This is a genomic window from Trinickia sp. NRRL B-1857, from assembly GCF_050470685.1.
Lineage (GTDB): Bacteria > Pseudomonadota > Gammaproteobacteria > Burkholderiales > Burkholderiaceae > Trinickia.
The window spans coordinates 3239825-3256668 of record NZ_JBFLUK010000001.1; the positions used below are offsets into that span (position 1 = coordinate 3239825).

The window sequence follows — 16844 nt, forward strand, 5'->3', positions numbered from 1 at the left end:
CAACGATACTTCTCGCATCATGAACATGACCGACCACTACGGGCTGCGCGTCGACGCGGCGCTCAGCCAATTCATCGAGCGTGAGGCGCTGCCGGGTACCGGCATCGACGCCGACGCATTCTGGCAAGGTTTTGCCGCCCTCGTGCACGAGCTCGCCCCGCGCAACCGTGCACTCCTCGCCGAACGCGACCGGCTGCAAACCGCGCTCGATGAATGGCACCGGGCCCATCCGGGTCCGGTGCGCGATCTGCGCGCCTATCGCGCGTTCTTGGAAGAAATCGGCTATCTCGTCGCGGCGCCGGCCAAGGTAGAGGTCGGTACCGCCAACGTCGATACCGAGATTGCCGAGCAAGCCGGACCGCAACTCGTCGTGCCGTTGTCGAACGCACGCTATGCGCTCAATGCCGCGAACGCGCGCTGGGGCAGCTTGTACGATGCCCTGTACGGCACCGATGCGCTCCCCGAAGACGGCGGTGCGACGCGCGGCGGCGGCTACAACGCCGTGCGCGGCGCGCGCGTCATCGAATACGCGCGTGCATTCCTCGACCGGTCCGCCCCGCTTTCGGGTGCGTCGCACCGCGATACCACGGGCTATGCCGTACGCGACGGCCGCTTGATCGCACGTACCGCGGCGGGCGAGGCGAGCTTGGCGGCGCCCGACCAGTTCGTCGGCTATCAAGGCGAGCCCGAGGCGCCCTCGGTGCTTTTGCTGAAACATAACGGTCTGCACATCGAAATTCGAATCGACGCCAATGCGCCGATCGGCAAGACCGATCCGGCGCACGTGAACGACGTCGTGCTCGAAGCGGCGGTCACGACGATCATCGACTGCGAGGATTCGGTCGCGGCCGTCGATGCGCAGGACAAGGTCGCGCTTTATCGCAACTGGCTCGGGCTCATGCAGGGGACGCTGACCGAGGAGGTGGCCAAAGACGGCAAGACGTTCGTGCGACGTTTGAACGAGGATCGGACCTATCACGCGGCGGCGGGCGGCACGCTGACGCTGCACGGCCGCTCGCTGCTGTTCGTGCGCAACGTCGGACATCTGATGACGACGGGCGCCGTGCTGGCGCGCGACGCGAGCGAAATACCCGAGGGCATCCTCGACGCCGTCGTGACCACCTTGTGCGCGTTGCATGATCGGCAAAACCACCGCAACTCGCGCACGGGGGCGATCTATATCGTCAAGCCGAAAATGCACGGGCCGGCCGAAGCGGCGTTTGCCGACGAGCTCTTCACACGCGTCGAAGCGCTTTACGGGTTGCCCGCGAACACGATCAAGATCGGGATCATGGACGAGGAACGCCGCACGAGCGTCAACCTCGCCGCCTCGATCGCCGCGGCCGGCGCCCGCGTCGCGTTTATCAACACGGGCTTTCTCGATCGTACCGGCGACGAAATGCACTCGGCCATGGAAGCCGGCCCGATGCTGCGCAAGGGCGACATGAAAGCGTCGGCGTGGATCGCGGCCTACGAGCGTAACAACGTCCTCGTCGGCCTCGCCTGCGGCCTGCGCGGTCGTGCGCAGATCGGCAAGGGTATGTGGGCGATGCCCGACCTCATGCACGCGATGCTCGAGCAGAAGGGCGCGCAACTGCGCGCCGGCGCCAACACGGCTTGGGTGCCGTCGCCTACGGCGGCGACGCTGCACGCGCTTCACTATCACGAAGTGGACGTGCAAGCCGTGCAGCGCTCGCTCGAACAGATCGACTACGCGAGCGAACGCGATGCGCTGCTCGACGCTCTGTTGACCGTGCCTGTCGTCGAGCGGGCGCAATGGACGGATGACGAGATCCGAAGCGAAGTCGAAAACAACGCGCAAGGCATCCTCGGTTACGTCGTGCGCTGGATCGATCAGGGCGTCGGTTGCTCGAAGGTGCCCGACATTCACAACGTCGGCCTGATGGAAGACCGCGCGACGCTGCGCATCTCCAGCCAACATATCGCGAATTGGTTGCGCCACGGAGTCGTCACGCCCGAGTACGTGTCGGAGACGTTCGAGCGGATGGCGATCGTCGTCGACAAGCAAAATGCCGGCGATCCGAATTACCGGCCGATGGCGCCGAATTACGCGGCATCGCTTGCGTTCAAGGCGGCCTGCGCGCTGGCATTCGAAGGCCGGACGCAGCCGAGCGGGTACACGGAGCCGTTGCTCCATCGATTCCGGCTGGAGTGCAAGCACCAGTCGCTAGGCGAGTAGTCGTGAAGCCGATGCGTCGTCTCCCGGGGCGGCGGCGCATCGGTGCGCGAGGCACGCATCTCGTGCGATGCAAAAGTGGTTTGCCCCACAGACGAAGCGACGTCAAGCGTGCTTTCAATTCGTCAGTAGTCCTACCTATCTTTTAGGAAGAGAGGTTGGTTTAGGCCTTATTGCGTTGAAGCGAAAGCTCGGCATCGATCGAGCGCCGTTCGTCTTACAACTATTATCTAGGAGACACGATGAATCCCACTGTGGCGCTTCCGCCCGGAACGCTGTACGCACAACCGCTTACACCTGTCGGGCATTCTTTATTGCTATCGTTCCTCGTGGCGGCCGTGCCGATCGCCGTTGCGCTGGTCATGCTCGGCGTCTTGCGCCGGCCGGCCTGGCAGGCATCGCTTGCCGGCTTGGCGGCGGGGCTCGTCATCGCGATCGGGCTTTGGGGCATGCCGGCCGGCCTCGCGTTCGACGCCGTCGGCGCCGGGATGGCGCTCGCACTCGTGCCGGTCATGTGGATCGTCTTCAACGCGCTGCTGCTCTACAACATCGCGGTGAAGACGGGGCGGTTCGATCAGTTCCGCCAGTGGATGCTCGATAACCTGCCCGACGACCGACGGCTCGTCTTGCTCGTCGTCGCGTTCTCGTTCGGCTGCTTGCTGGAGGGGATTTCGGGCTTTGGCACGCCCGTGGCGATCACGAGTGCGCTTTTGATCGCGCTCGGCTTTCCCGCGCTCGAGGCGCTCACCTTTACACTGATCTTCAATACGGCGCCTGTCGCGTTCGGCGCGCTGGGTGTGCCGATCACGGTGCTCGGCGCCGTGACATCACTGCATCCGGCCACGCTCGGTGCGATGGTCGGCCGTCAGTTGCCGTTCTTTGCGCTCTTGCTGCCGTTCTACGTCGTGGGCGTCTACGGCGGCCTGCGCTCGATCGGCAAGCTTTGGCCGGCGTTGCTGGTGTCGGGCGGCAGCTTCGCGCTCGCGCAGTTCGTCACGTCGAACTACCTCAGCTATCAGCTAACCGATGTGTTGTCCTCGCTGAGCTCCCTCATCGTGACGATCGCGTTCTTGAAAGTGTGGCGGCCCGAGCCCGATCCGCAGTTTGCGATCGCGCGTAGCGGCGACACGCTCGTCGGCGTAGGCGCCGCGCAAAAGCGGGGCGGCTGGGGCGGGTGGCTACCGTGGATCGTCGTATCGGTCATCGTGATCTTCTGGGTCCACGCCAATGTCGCCATGATCGGCGACGTGAAGATCAAGTGGCCCGGGCTGCATAACGCCGTGTTCGTCTCGCTGTACAACAAGCCCTATGCGGCGATTTGGGACTTTCAGCCGCTCGGAACCGGCACGGCGATCTTGCTGGCCGCGATCGTGACGGCGGCGATGTCGCGGATGCGCGTGAGCGAGTTTTTCTCGTGCATCGGTGCGACGTGGCGGCAGACGCGTATCGCGATCGTCACGGTGATGATGATCGTCGGTCTGGCGTACCTGCTGAACTACTCGGGCATGAGCTACACCCTCGGCACAGGCGTGGCGTCGACCGGTGCGCTGTTTCCGCTCGTATCGGCTTCGCTCGGTTGGATCGCCGTGTTCTTGTCGGGCAGCGACACGTCGGGTAACGCGTTGTTCGGCAACCTGCAAGTGGTGGCGGCTCGGCAACTGGGCTTGGACCCGGTGCTGATGGCGGCGACGAATTCGTCGGGCGGCGTCATGGGCAAAATGATTTCGCCGCAAAACATCGCGACGGGTGTCTCGACAACCGACCTCAAGGGCCAAGAAGGCGTGGTGTTCGCGCGTACGTTTTGGCACAGCGTGTTCTTGACGCTGTTGCTCGGTGTGCTCGTGTTCCTGCAACAACACGTGCTGACTTGGATGATTCCGGCTCTACAGCAATAGAGAACCGGCACGGCGTCGCGCTCGCTCGTGAGAGCCCATGCAAGAGCGCGACGCCGGCATGCGCTCGATGTGGCTCAAGCTCCACAACATGATGGCGTCGGCGCGGTCAGCTTCTTTTGGTAACGTCGTCGTCTTCGATGATCGGTACGGTCCGAACCGCCACCGCACGGCCGCGGATGTCTTTAAAGTTGCTTTCGATGTGGGCGCCGCCGAAGTTGCGGCCCCAAGCCAGCAAACGCGTCTGCTCGGTACTGGACCAATACCAGGCGGTTTCCTCGAACGTGTCGTTGATCGTTTTGTAGGCGATGTCGAGTTCGCTCCTAGACGGCAAATGGAAATCCTTATGGCCGTCTCTTTCATAGTGGGCGGCGTAACGTGCGGCGTCGTGAGCGTGCGAGAGCTTGCGGCAACCGACGAGATCTTGGGTATTCGACCGCCCGTTGCTTCTGTCGTGCGCGCCGTCCTCCGTTTCGCCGGCGCCGCCCCAGGCGACATCGACGGCCTCATGCTCGCTAACGATCAGCACTCGCGGGTGATGGCCCTCGTAGTCGGGAATCACGCCCGCATAGAGGCCGCCTTGGCCGGTCCAGTATTCGCCGAGCGGGGGAGCGTCGGCGAGCCGAACGCCGACAGGGGGTTCAATCACAGTCTTTCCTTTTTGATGAGTCGATCGCCCGCGGCTCTGGCGCGGGCGTGGTTGGCGGGCTAAGCGATGGGAGATTCTTAGCTTTCGGCCGGTTCGGCGGCGGCTACCGGGAACGAGCGCATGGGCCGGGCGCGGCCGTCGATGTGCTTGAGCAGCGATGTCAGCTCCAAATCGCCGAAGTTACGTCCGTACGCGGCCACCCTCGATTGATCGGTGCTCGACCAATACCAATCGGTCGCGTCGAACGTATCGCGAATCGTTTCATACGCAAGATCGAGTTCGCGCCGGGACGGTAGATAAAAGTCGTCGTGCCCATCCTTCTCGTAGGTCGCCGCGAAACGCGCAGCTTCGTGCGAGTGCGAGCGTTGACGGCATTCGGCCAACTGTTCGGTGTTTCCCCAGCCGTGATCGTGATTGCGTGCTCGCGGCTCCTCGGCGGCTAGGCCACCCCACTGCGTATTGCCGGCTTCGTCGGTGGCAAAGATCAAAAAGCGCGGCTGCGTCCCTTCGTAGTCGGGCATGATGCCGGCGTAGATGCCGCCTTGGCCTTTCCAATACTGGCCAATCGCCGGTGCGTCGGCGAGCGTCAAACCTTGAGTCGTCGTTTCGGTCATGGTGATGATTCCTCTAAGCCAATGCAATCGATCGTTAGATGAAAATTCGCCTTACCGCGCGAGCTCGGCCGGCGAACGACTTGAACAGCGTGCCTAGGTCCATCCCGTTGAAATTGGCGCCCTGCGCATCGCGGGCCGTGTCCTCGGTGCTGGACCAGTACCACTCGGAGCGAGAGAACCGATCGGGCACCGAAGCGGCCGCCATTTTCAGTTCACGGTGTGCGGGCAAATAGAAATCGTCATGCCCATCCTTCCGGTATTCGGCCGCCCACCGCGCGGCCTCGTGACGGTGGTGGCAGCGGTTGAGCGCCGAGGTATTCGCATGCCCGTCTTGCGTGCTTCTCGCGCCGTCCTCCGGTACGCCGTATGGACCCCATTTCACGTCCACAGCCTCCTCCGTCGACACGATGAGGTGATAGGGCGAGGTGCCGACGTAGTCGGGCATGATGCCTGCGTAGATTCCACCTTGCCCCTCCCAGTATTCGCCCACGGCCGGCGGAGCGGCGAGCGTGTGCCGCGCGAACTCGATCATGATTCGTACTCCTTACTTTTTACGGTTCGAAGAGAGCGTCGACCGATCGAGTAGGAAATTCCTTCCGATGACGAGGAGGCTAAGTGGAAACCCAACGCATTTCCGCGAGAGAACGCGACCTCCCTTTCGTCGCTGCGAGACGTCGATGGTGGACATGCACCTTCGTTCGCCGACGGTGCGCCGCGTATCCGGAATCGTTTCGACGAGTCCCTTGTACGTGGTGCGCCGCGCATCATGCGCGCGTAGGCGACCGACCGATCTTTTGTCTAAACTTTTAAGACGAACGGCCGTTAGCACGTACACAGAGCACGTTGTTCCAATATCACGGCGCTCATCAAGGGCGCTCAACGCGCTGCATCATCCTCGACATGCACTATCAGTCGCCTCGCTCGACCGTAGCTCCCATCGCTTTACGCGCGGATACGCCACGCCCGGGTGCCGGCTTCGTGCGCCGCATCTACGTGTTGCGCCTGTTCGGATTTGGGGTGGGCTTTTTTCCGCTACTGATTTTGCTGCACTCGCAGCATGCGCCGATTTGGGTCGCCGCCGCTATCGCGACGGTCTGCTTCATCTGGCCCCATGCGGCCTTTTTGCGTGTGCGCAACGCGCCCGCGCCGCTCGTGCGCGAGCGCTGGAATTTCATGGTCGATTCGATCGCGGGCGGATGGTTCGTCGCCGCCGTGCATTTCGCGCCGATCGCAAGCGTCGTCGTCTTCCTTATGTTCGCCATCGACAACATGGCGGCGGGCGGCTGGCGCCTTTTCGGTTGCGGCCTGCTCGCAATGGCATTCGGCACGGGGACCGGCCTGCTCGTTTTCGGCGCGCAGGTGCAGCATGGCATGGATTTGCACGCGGCGCTGGCGTGGGTGCCCGTCATCATCGGCTATCCGCTCGTATTGGCGAAAACGACGTACGACGTCTATAGGAAGCTGTCCGAGCGCTCGCAGCGTCTGCGCGAACTGAGCGAGCGCGACAGTCTCACGGGATTGGCCAACCGCTTGACGATCACAGCCAAGCTTCAGGCAAGGATCGCGCGGGCCGAACAGGTGCATGTCCTGTTTATCGACCTCGATGCCTTCAAGACCGTGAACGATGCGCTGGGCCACAACATCGGCGACCAACTCCTCGTGCAAGTGGCCGGACGGCTCACGGCCTGTTCGGGGCCGGGCGATCTCGTCGGGCGCTACGGCGGCGACGAATTCGTCGTCGTCAGCGAGTCGTGTGAGGACGAGGCCCTTGCCGGCGCGGTGCTGCGCGCGCTCGCGGAGCCGATTGTCGTAGCGGGGCACGAACTGGTCGTGGGCGCGAGCATCGGTATTAGCGCCTTTCCCGAGGACGGTGCCGATGCGGAATCGCTGATACGTGCGGCCGATATGGCGATGTATGTGGCCAAGGGCCGCGGCCGCAACTGTTTCGAGTTCTACCGTCATCGGATGCGCAGCGATGCCGACGCGCGCCTCAAATTGTCAGGACGCCTAAGAAAAGCGATCGAAGGCGGAAAGCTGCACTTGAATTACCAGCCGCAAGTGGATATGCGTACCGGCAAGGTGCGCGGGCTCGAAGCGCTCGTGCGCTGGCGCGACGACGAGCAGGGCATCGTCAGTCCCGTCGATTTCGTGGCCGTGGCCGAAGCATCGGGGCTCGTGTCGGCGCTTGGGGAGTGGGTGCTGCGCGCGGCGTGCGAGCAGGCGGCGATATGGCGTGAACTGCAAGTGGGGCCGGTGCCGATCTCCGTCAACGTCTCGCCGCTCCAATTGCAACGCGCGGACATCGTATCGACGTTCCAGCGTGTCTTGCTCGAGACAGGGACTGATCCTTCGCTACTCGAACTCGAGGTCACGGAGACGGCGCTGATGAACAACCCGGAGGCGTCGGCGCGTCGACTCGCGGAATTCCGCCGCCTCGGCATGCGGGTCGCGATCGACGATTTCGGCATGGGCTATTCGAGCTTGAGCCAGTTGCGCACATTGCCGGTCGATCGCATCAAGATCGATCGCGCGTTCGTGCGCGGAATCGGCGCGGGCGACTCGGGCGCCATTGCGACCGCGGTGGTGACGCTCGCCAATGCGTTCGAGCTCGCCGTCATCGCGGAAGGGGTGGAAACACAGGCGCAACGCGCGTTTCTCGTCGGCCTCGGTTGCGTCGACGCGCAGGGATTTCTCTTCAGCAAGCCGCTCGATGCCGACGCCGCCACGCGTTTATTGTTGCAAGGCGCGATGTTGCCCGTCGCCGCCTATGCCGAGTCTCGCGGCCAGCGGCGCAACGTAGCGGCGATATGAAGCGAGGCCGCTCGTCGTGCGGCATGCCGCGCGTGACGTGAAGCAATGGTGCGGTGCGGGGAACCCGTGCCGACGATGTGCCCCATGCTCGACGCATGGCTTTTGCGCCGCAACAGCAAACGATCCGCATTGCGTTGCAACATGCGCATTCGGTCGTTTCTTCGAATGCTGCTTCTACTGTCCCCCTATTTTTATCTTCAAGAGGCGCGATTCATCTGCCGATAGACAGGCTGCATTCCTTGATTACCCTATCCGACAACAACTAGATGAAAGCACCCGCGTCCACTCAGACCCGCTTTACCATCGTCGCCTGCGTCGCTTTCGCTGCTTTGCTGATCGCAACGTTCGCCGTGATCCGCCTATTCGTGACGCCTAAGCTCGCGACGCTCGAAGGCAAGGTCATCGCCGCCAAGGTCGACCAAATCTCCGTGCGCATCAGCGAGCAGTTGCGGCAAGTCGAAGCGCAACAGCGCAGCATTACACAAACCGTCGCGCAGCTCGACAGCGATCAGATCGATAAGTTGCTGCCGGCGCTCGTCGATCAATACGGCGATCAAAACGTCTTCGGCGGCGGCATTTGGCCGCTGCCCAACAAGCGCGAAGCCGGCCGCGACAAGTTCAGCACGTTCTTCGCGCGCGACGCTCAATCGGGACAGCTCGCGGTGAACACGCATTGGAATTCGCCGGAATCGCTGAACTACTGGGAACAGCCCTGGTACGAGAACGGCAAGACGGCCCCGAAGGGCCATTGCAAATGGGCCAAGGCCTACCAAGACGACGCGAGCCCGCAGCCGCGCACGAACTGCGCGATGGCGATCTACAAGGGCGACGAGTTGTATGGCGTCGCCACGATCGATGTGACGCTCGGCTTCTTCAACCATCTCGTGGCCGACATGGAGGAGAAGATTCACGGTCAGATCCTGATCGTCGAAGGCGATGGAAAGATCGTTAGCAACAGCACGAAGATCCAAGGCAATATCGTCTTGAAGAACGTGTCGGACATCGCGCAAAGTTCGCCGATGGCGGCCGAGATTCAAAAGCTGCTGCCCGAGGTGCAATCGGGCGGCGAAGCAACCGGCAGCTTCGATGCGGCGGACGGTGAAGAGACGCTTTTTCTGACGCCGATCCCCGGTAGCCCGTGGTTCATCGCGACCGCCGTTCCGTCCTCGATGTTGATGGCCAACAGCAATCGCATCTTGGCCGGGTTGGCTTCAGTGCAAGTGCCGATGGCGATTCTGTTGCTGGTCGTCATGATCGGCGGGATTCGCGCATTCATGGGACGGCTTGCCGCGCTCAAACGCAATATCGACGAATTGTCGGCCGGCGAGGCGGACCTCACGCGCCGTCTGCCCGAAACGGGCGGCAAGGAGTTCGCTTCGGTGGCGCGCAGCCTGAATCGATTCGTCGCTCGTCTGCAAGGTGTCGTGCAGGAAGTCGTGACAGGTGCGGCCTCGCTATCGGCCGCGTCGCGTGAAATCTCGAGCGGCAATCAAGACCTGTCGGCGCGCACCGAAGCGCAAGCCGCTTCGCTGCAAGAGACGGCGGCTTCGATGGAAGAGATTACGGGCACGGTCAAGCAAAACGCCGATAACGCGAACGAAGCCAACACGCTCGCGACCGCGGCGTCCACGGCGGCTACGCGCGGCGGCGAGGTCATCGACGAGTTCGTCAAGACGATGAGCTCGATCAACGAGTCGTCGCAAAAGGTCGTGGCGATCATCGGCGTGATCGACAGCATCGCGTTCCAGACCAACATCCTCGCGCTCAACGCTGCCGTGGAAGCGGCGCGCGCCGGCGAGCAAGGTCGCGGGTTTGCGGTCGTCGCAAGCGAAGTGCGCAATCTGGCTCAGCGCGCGGCCGCTTCGGCCAAGGACATCAAGGCGCTGATCGCCGATTCGGCCGACAAGATCGAATCGGGTAGCGCGCTCGTCGGGCAAGCAGGTCAGACGATGAGCGACATCATCACGGCTACGACGAACGTCGCCGCCATCATGAGCGAAATCATGACGGCGAGCGGGGAGCAAAGCCGCGGAATCGAGCAGGTCAATCAAGCGATCGCGCAGCTCGATACGACCACGCAGCAAAACGCCGCGCTCGTCGAGCAGGTCGCGGCCTCGGCCCGATCGATGCAAGATCAGACCGGGTCGTTGTCGGGCGTCGTGGGCGCATTCAAGGTTTAACGCCTCATGCGGTAAAGGTCGATGCCGTCCGGATCCCCGGCGGCATCGACCGCTTTTGTGGGGAGCGCTGGGCGCTGCCCGGCGCGTGCTCGCCACCAAGCGCAACCCCCGCTCGATACGATTTAAGCGAAGCGTGCCGCGGCCGGTGCGCAGGACACGGGCTCCGCGAGCGGGGCAGGTGCGGGTAGCGGCATATCGTATTCGGGCGCCGGAATCGTCCGCGCGGCGCGCACGTTGCCCGTGAATACCTTGTAAAACGACTCGTTCTCCACGCCTGCGAAGTTCTCGCCGTACGCCTCGTTGTACGAGTGTTCGGTGCTCGTCCAATACCACGTGTTGTTCGAGAATTGGCTCGGGATCTTTGCGGCAGCGACGTCCCATTCTTCCCGCGACGGCAGATGAAAGTCATGGTGGCCGTCTTTCTCGTATGCGTGCGCCCATTTCGCGGCCGGGTAGTCTCCCGCAGCCTCGATCAGCGTTTCCGTGTTCGCCGCGCCGTCGAAGGTGCTCCTGGCGGCGAACTGATCCACGCTCGTGTCGCTCCATTTGAGTTCGACGCCCTCATCTGTCGAAAAGACCAAGTGCTGTGCGCCATGTTCGGCATTGCCCGGTAACACGCCGGCATAGATGCCGCCTTGGCCGGCCCAATACTGTCCGGGTTCGGGGACGGTGACGGGTGCAGGGGTGGTCGCTTGAGTGACATTCATTGGCTTCGCTCCTTACGGTGGATGGGACGGATCGATTAGATCGCACGCCGATCTCGCGCGGTACACGTCGGCCCCAAAGTCGGACTAAAGAGAGGCGCGCGAGCGGTCGGCGCGGGGCGTCGTTGCAAAAGCGCGGTATCGTGTCGGCTTGTACGCTTTGTCGTTTCTCGTTTTTCCCTACCTCTTTCGTTTAGTGACCACCGATCCGACCTTTCCCGTCATCCAATGGACCGACGGTGCCGTAGCCCACAGCGCGCGCTGGCGCTCCGAAGCCGGCGTCGCGCCGCCGCGGCGCGTCGTACTCGCCGACGACCTCATGACCGCCGACGCGGCTTTTCGCCAAGCCAGCGAAGGCGTCGCGCTGCTCTGGCGCGGCGATTTTCAAAACGCGCGGCAACTCGTGCAGGCCATGGCGCGGCGCATCGAGCGCAAGCCCCGCAAGCCCGCGGCGACGCCCCTCGACGCGTTCAACGCCCATCGGCAAGCGCAGGCGCAACGCGCGCGCACGCTCGGCATGGTCTTGATTCCGCTCGACGCCGACTATTCGATTCCGCTGCGACGCGCGCCCGACGTCGGCGAGGCGTGCCGCGAGGTGTACGGCGAGGCGCGCGAGCAAGGCGGCGAGCCGTCGGTCGTCTCGCTGCGGGAATTGCTCGGATTGATCGGCGCGCATGAGTGGCGCAAGAAGGGCGTGGAAATCGCGGCGCTCGGCGCGCGTATTCATCCGTACTACGGCGTGTTCTCGCCGGTGCGCGGCGAATATATCGAACTCATCGCGCGTGCCCCGCTGCCCTCGTGCTCGCTCGCGTTCGATATCGGCACGGGCACGGGCGTACTTGCCGCGGTGCTCGCCAAGCGAGGCGTTGCCCGTATCGTCGCCACCGATGCCGATGCACGTGCGCTCGCTTGCGCCCGCGAAAACGTCGAGCGTCTGGGCTTGGGCGAACAGGTGCAGGTCTGCGAGGCGGATCTTTTCCCGGACGGGCGCGCGCCGCTGATCGTCTGCAATCCGCCCTGGCTGCCCGCGCGGCCGAGTTCTCCGGTTGAGCGCGCGGTCTACGATCCGGACAGCCGCATGCTACGCGGGTTCTTGGACGGTCTGACGGCGCACTTGGAGCCGGGCGGGGAAGGGTGGCTGATTTTGTCCGATTTCGCCGAGCATCTCGGGTTGCGCACGCGCGAGGCGTTGCTGGAGATGATCGACTCGGCCGGCTTGCGCGTGATCGGTCGCGACGACATCCGGCCGGTTCACCCCAAGGCGACGGATCCCTCGGATCCGCTTTATCGTGCGCGGGCGGCCGAGGTGACGTCGCTTTGGCGGCTCGCGGCGAAGTCTTGAACGGACAAGGAAAAAACGAACGAGCCTTGCGCACCGGCCGGCGCGCAAGGCTCGAGTCGTTGGATGCGACGGTTCAGCCCGGGTAGGCTTCGTCGACTTTCAATCCCGCGAGCTTGAAAATGACGCGCAGCGTCTGCGGGCGGATATCGCGTCTCGATGCGAGCGTGGTCAAGATGAAATCGACGACCTTCGCATACTTGAGCAGCGTGAGCAGGGCCTCGAGTCCGGGATCGGAGTCGCGCATCGACTCTGCAAGGCGCAGCATTTCGACGGAAATGTCGCGAGCCATCTCGAGTTCGAGCTGCTGCTTTTCCGACCAGCCCGAGGGCGGCGTAAGGAGGTTGGCGAGCATCGCTTGAAACTTCTGCTCCGCGTCTCCGTTGGGTATCGTAGCCATTGCTGTCGTCCTTTGTTCAACGTGACCTGCTCGCCTAGGGCAGTCAGGCCGGCCGCGCTCGGCGCCGCCTTTGCGACGTAACCGTTACGTAACGCTTAAGCGGGCGTATCTTCGCGCGGCCGTCGCCCCGGGCTTCGCCGCCCTTGTCGTGGCGGGGCTACTGCGTGAGTTGCGCCTCGCTTCGCCGGAATGGAAAAAAATGCGTCTGCGCGTCGATGCATAAACCGTTCCAGCCCGCTTTCGAGCGTCTTGCGCGCTTTTCGGTAAACTGACGCGATTGTTTTTGCGTTTCTGTAGGCTGTCGCACGCTCGCGGCGACTTGCACGAGCGCGGTGCCACTATGTCGACCAAAACCTACGAAATTCGCCCCGACCAATCCGTCGAACTGCTTAAGGAACTCCATATCCTGACGCGCGACGGCAAGATGAACCAAGACAGCCGGCGCAAGCTGAAGCAGGTTTATCACCTGTTCCAATTCATCGAGCCGTTGCTCGCGCGCGCGGTGCAAGAGCGCGGCGCCGTGACGCTCGTCGATCACGGCGCGGGCAAGTCTTATCTTGGTTTTATTCTCTACGATCTTTTTTTCAAGTCCTTGCCGCCCGGCACGGGCTCGCGGATCTACGGGATCGAGACGCGCGCCGAACTGGTCGAGAAGTCGACCGAGCTGGCTGCCCGGCTCGGCTTCGAGGCGATGTCGTTTTTGAACGTATCGGTGGCCGATTCGATCGCTTCGTCGGGGCTGCCGGAGACGATCGACGTCGTCACGGCGCTGCATGCCTGCGATACGGCAACCGACGATGCGATTCGCTTCGCGCTGGAAAAGCACGCGCACGACATCGTGCTCGTGCCGTGCTGCCAAGCCGAGGTGGCCGGGGTGCTTCGGCGCAACAAGGGCAAATCGCTGAGCCACGCGCTCACTGAGATTTATCGCCATCCCTTGCATACGCGGGAATTCGGCAGCCAGATCACGAACGTCTTGCGATGCCTGCAACTCGAGGCGCACGGCTATCAAGTGTCGGTCACGGAACTCGTGGGCTGGGAGCATTCGATGAAGAACGAACTCATCGTCGCCCAATACAAGGACTTGCCGCGGCGCCGGCCGTCCGAGCGTCTGAATGAAGTGCTCGATACGTTCGGCCTCGATTCGTTGCGCGAGCGTTTTTTTTCGCCGGCTTAGTCGGCGGGGGCCTTCGGTGCGCCCGACGGCGTAGCGGCAGCGGCCCCCGCGGGTTCGTCCATCCAGCGGCGCCAGCCTTCGTGGCCTAGGCGGCGCATCGTTTCTTGATTGCGCTCGTAAATATCGGCGGCATCGGGGAAGGCCTCGGCCGAGCGCGCGACGCTCGCTTCGCGCAGCAGATGCAAGATCGGGTAGGGTGCCCGATTCGTGTAGTTCTCGATGTCCTCGGGCTCGGTGCCCTCGAATTGATAGTGTGGATGGAAGCTCGCGATCTGGAGCTCGCCGTCGAGCCGCAGCTGCCCGAGCAGCCGCTCGGCGAAGAAGAGCGCGTCGTTGAATTCGAGGAAATCGGCGAAGGCATGCGGAAAGATCAGCAGCGTCGTGTCGATGCGTTCGGGATCGGCCTCGGCCAAGGCGGTGAGTTCGGCCTCCAACACGGTCAACATGCCTTCCAGCTCGTTCGCCTCGCTCACCACGTAGCGAATCTGTTGCTTCGTATGCACGCCCTTGGCGAAGGGGCACAGATTGAGACCGATCACGGCCCTCACGAGCCAATGCCGCGTGGCGGCAAGCACTTCGTCGGCGGCGGGGAGAGCGGTGAGGGTCGACATGTCGGTTCCGGTGCCAAAACTCGGCATTTTACGCACCGACGCGCCGGGCGCAGGCCGCCGCGACGAGTTGCGCCGCGACGCGCGGCGCCGCGGTGATGGGTCCGCATCCGGGACCGAACGTTTGACTGGCCGCGTAGACGCCTTCGACGAGCAGCGCTAGCGCGTCGGCGAGGCCGGCGGGATCGTCGGCGCCCGCGGCCGTCGTCAGTTCGGTGAGGCGCTCGATCAACTGCGCCTTGTTACGCGCAACGATTTCCCGCGCCGGGTGAGCCGGATCGGGGAATTCGGCGGCGACGTTGACGAACGGGCAGCCGCGGTAGCCTTCGCGCGACGCGCGCCAGGCCAGATCCTCGAAATATTGGGCGATCTGCCGGACGGGCTCGCCCGGGTGCATGCCGATGCTTTTGTCGAAATGGCCGAAAAAGCAGTCGTTCGCATCTTCGAGATAGGCCGCGACCAAATCGTCTTTCGAGGCGAATTGGCGGTACAGGCTCATCTTGTTGACGCCGGCGCGCTCGACCACGGCATCGACGCCGACCGCGCGTACGCCTTCTTGATAGAAAAGCTCGCTGGCCGCGCGCAGCAACAGCTGCTGCGCCGTGGCGCCGTCGGTGTGCGGGCGCGTACGGCCGGCGGCCGTCTTGGCCACCGATGCGCGCGGGCGGGAGCCCTCGGCGTGTCTGTCTTTCATTGAGAACCATCCGGTTGGAGCGACCGCGATTGTCGCGTTTCTCGCTCGATCGTGCATGACTACGAATTTGACCCGCTTGACATGTTACTGACCGGTCACTACGATGGCAACTCTCAGTTGTGACAGGTCTGTAACAAACGTGATGGGCGGTCCTCCGGGATGCGATACGGGGACGTCCGAACGCAGCATGCTAACTCAGCGCAACGGCCCGCCCAGCGGGGCGCCGGCGCACATCGACGGGAATGCCGATGAACTGGATTGCAAGAAAAATGAACGGCCGCGCGCACTACGGCTGGGTGGTGGCAGCCGTGGTGTTCCTGGTGCTGCTCGCCGCCGCCGGCACCCGCGCCACCCCAAGCGTCATGATGGTGCCGCTGGAGCATCAGTTCGGTTGGAGCCGGGCGACGATCTCGCTCGCCATCTCCGTCAACATCGCACTCTATGGGCTCACCGGACCGTTCGCCGCCGCATCGATGCAGCGCTTCGGGGTGCGGCCCACCTTGATGACGGCGCTCGTGGTAATGGCGGGCGGCGTCGCGCTGTCGTCGATGATGACGGCGCCTTGGCAAATGATCCTCATCTGGGGCGTGATGGTCGGTAGCGCGACGGGTGTCGCGGCGCTGACGTTGTCGGCCACCGTCGTCAATCGCTGGTTCGTGCAGCGTCGCGGGCTCGTGATGGGCGTGCTTACCGCAAGCTCCGCCACCGGCCAGCTCGTATTCTTGCCGATGCTCGCCGCCGTGGCCGAGCATCACGGCTGGCGGCCCGTCGTCATGATCGTGGCCATCGTCGCCGCGCTGGTGCTGCCGCTCGTTGCGTTCTTGCTGCCCGAGCGTCCGACGAGTGTCGGTCTACGCCCCTATGGTGAGCCGCACGATGCGCCGCGCACCGACGCCCACTCGGCGCAAAACCCGCTCGCGATCGCGTTCGGGACCCTCGCCTCGGCCAGCAAGTCGCGCGATTTCTGGTTGCTATTTTTTAGCTTCTTCATTTGCGGCGCCAGCACGAACGGCTATGTCGGCACTCACCTGATCGCCATGTGCGGCGACTATGGATTCAGCGAAGTGCAGGGCGCGTCGCTGCTCGCGGCGATGGGCATCTTCGATCTGTTCGGCACGACGCTCTCGGGCTGGCTCTCCGATCGGTTCAACAGCCGCGTGCTGCTGTTTTGGTATTACGGATTGCGCGGGCTCTCGTTGATCTATCTCCCCTACGCATTCGGCATCGACTTTTTCGGGCTGCCGGTGTTCGCGGCATTCTACGGGTTGGATTGGATCGCGACGGTGCCGCCGACGGTGCGTTTGACGAACGATGCGTTCGGCAAGGAGTCGGCGCCTGTCGTGTTCGGCTGGGTCGTGGCGGGCCATCAATTGGGCGCGGCGTTCGCCGCCTACGGCGCGGGCGTGCTGCGCTCGAGCCTCGGCACGTACACCGTGGCCTCGATGATCTCTGGCGGGCTTTGTTTGATTGCGTCGATTCTCGTGCTGCGCATTCACCGCCACGGCGCCGCGCGCCCCGTCGGCGCGACGGCAACGGCCGCTTAACGCTCCACGGACAAGTGCCGGGGCGGTGCTAATCG

Annotated in this window: 14 protein-coding genes; 7 read left to right on the forward strand and 7 right to left on the reverse strand. The window is 63.6% G+C overall.

The window, feature by feature from the left end; all coding sequences use genetic code 11:
• Positions 1-25 precede the first annotated feature (25 nt).
• Both AB1286_RS14480 and AB1286_RS14485 read left to right on the forward strand, forming a co-directional pair.
• Positions 26-2200 (forward strand): malate synthase G, encoded by a 2175-nt coding sequence (locus AB1286_RS14480; RefSeq protein WP_430365066.1) that lies wholly within the window; start codon positions 26-28, stop codon positions 2198-2200.
• A 239-nt stretch (positions 2201-2439) separates the two neighbouring features.
• Positions 2440-4092: an L-lactate permease gene (locus tag AB1286_RS14485; RefSeq protein WP_430363922.1), complete on the forward strand. Its 1653-nt coding sequence runs from the start codon at positions 2440-2442 to the stop codon at positions 4090-4092.
• A 106-nt stretch (positions 4093-4198) separates the two neighbouring features.
• Here AB1286_RS14485 and AB1286_RS14490 read toward each other — a convergent pair whose 3' ends face one another.
• The 3 genes from AB1286_RS14490 to AB1286_RS14500 form a co-directional block, all read right to left on the reverse strand.
• A complete protein-coding gene (locus tag AB1286_RS14490) occupies positions 4199-4738 on the reverse strand; it encodes a hypothetical protein (protein ID WP_430363923.1) in 540 nt (179 codons plus the stop codon).
• Between the two features lie 77 nt (positions 4739-4815).
• Positions 4816-5352 carry a hypothetical protein gene (locus tag AB1286_RS14495; RefSeq protein ID WP_430363924.1) on the reverse strand — a complete coding sequence of 179 codons (537 nt, stop codon included), beginning with the start codon at positions 5350-5352 and terminating at the stop codon, positions 4816-4818.
• Between the two features lie 34 nt (positions 5353-5386).
• Positions 5387-5884, reverse strand: a complete 498-nt coding sequence (locus tag AB1286_RS14500) for a hypothetical protein (RefSeq protein WP_430363925.1) — start codon at positions 5882-5884, stop codon at positions 5387-5389.
• A gap of 446 nt (positions 5885-6330) precedes the next feature.
• Between AB1286_RS14500 and AB1286_RS14505 the strand changes: the two genes are divergently transcribed.
• Both AB1286_RS14505 and AB1286_RS14510 read left to right on the forward strand, forming a co-directional pair.
• Positions 6331-8163 carry a putative bifunctional diguanylate cyclase/phosphodiesterase gene (locus AB1286_RS14505; protein ID WP_430363926.1) on the forward strand — a complete coding sequence of 611 codons (1833 nt, stop codon included), beginning with the start codon at positions 6331-6333 and terminating at the stop codon, positions 8161-8163.
• A gap of 266 nt (positions 8164-8429) precedes the next feature.
• A complete protein-coding gene (locus AB1286_RS14510; RefSeq protein ID WP_430363927.1) occupies positions 8430-10343 on the forward strand; it encodes a methyl-accepting chemotaxis protein in 1914 nt (637 codons plus the stop codon).
• Between the two features lie 122 nt (positions 10344-10465).
• Here AB1286_RS14510 and AB1286_RS14515 read toward each other — a convergent pair whose 3' ends face one another.
• On the reverse strand, positions 10466-11050 hold the full coding sequence (locus AB1286_RS14515) for a hypothetical protein (protein WP_430363928.1): 585 nt from the start codon (positions 11048-11050) through the stop codon (positions 10466-10468).
• Positions 11051-11243: 193 nt separating this feature from the next.
• Here AB1286_RS14515 and AB1286_RS14520 point away from each other — a divergent pair, with 193 nt between their 5' ends.
• Positions 11244-12389 carry a methyltransferase gene (locus AB1286_RS14520; RefSeq protein WP_430365067.1) on the forward strand — a complete coding sequence of 382 codons (1146 nt, stop codon included), beginning with the start codon at positions 11244-11246 and terminating at the stop codon, positions 12387-12389.
• Between the two features lie 73 nt (positions 12390-12462).
• On the opposite strand, the gene AB1286_RS14525 is transcribed toward AB1286_RS14520, so the two are convergent.
• The gene (locus AB1286_RS14525) at positions 12463-12786 is read right to left on the reverse strand and encodes a DNA-binding protein (protein ID WP_116135361.1); all 324 of its coding nucleotides are present in this window, start codon (positions 12784-12786) and stop codon (positions 12463-12465) included.
• Between the two features lie 340 nt (positions 12787-13126).
• Between AB1286_RS14525 and AB1286_RS14530 the strand changes: the two genes are divergently transcribed.
• Positions 13127-13963: a class I SAM-dependent methyltransferase gene (locus AB1286_RS14530; protein ID WP_430363929.1), complete on the forward strand. Its 837-nt coding sequence runs from the start codon at positions 13127-13129 to the stop codon at positions 13961-13963.
• Here AB1286_RS14530 and AB1286_RS14535 read toward each other — a convergent pair.
• On the reverse strand, positions 13960-14574 hold the full coding sequence (locus AB1286_RS14535; protein WP_430363930.1) for a DUF1415 domain-containing protein: 615 nt from the start codon (positions 14572-14574) through the stop codon (positions 13960-13962). The genes AB1286_RS14530 and AB1286_RS14535 overlap by 4 nt on opposite strands.
• Positions 14575-14602: 28 nt before the next feature.
• Positions 14603-15265 carry a TetR/AcrR family transcriptional regulator gene (locus AB1286_RS14540; protein ID WP_430363931.1) on the reverse strand — a complete coding sequence of 221 codons (663 nt, stop codon included), beginning with the start codon at positions 15263-15265 and terminating at the stop codon, positions 14603-14605.
• 248 nt (positions 15266-15513) lie between these two features.
• Here AB1286_RS14540 and AB1286_RS14545 point away from each other — a divergent pair, with 248 nt between their 5' ends.
• Positions 15514-16809, forward strand: a complete 1296-nt coding sequence (locus AB1286_RS14545) for an MFS transporter (RefSeq protein WP_430363932.1) — start codon at positions 15514-15516, stop codon at positions 16807-16809.
• The last annotated feature ends 35 nt before the right edge of the window (positions 16810-16844 follow it).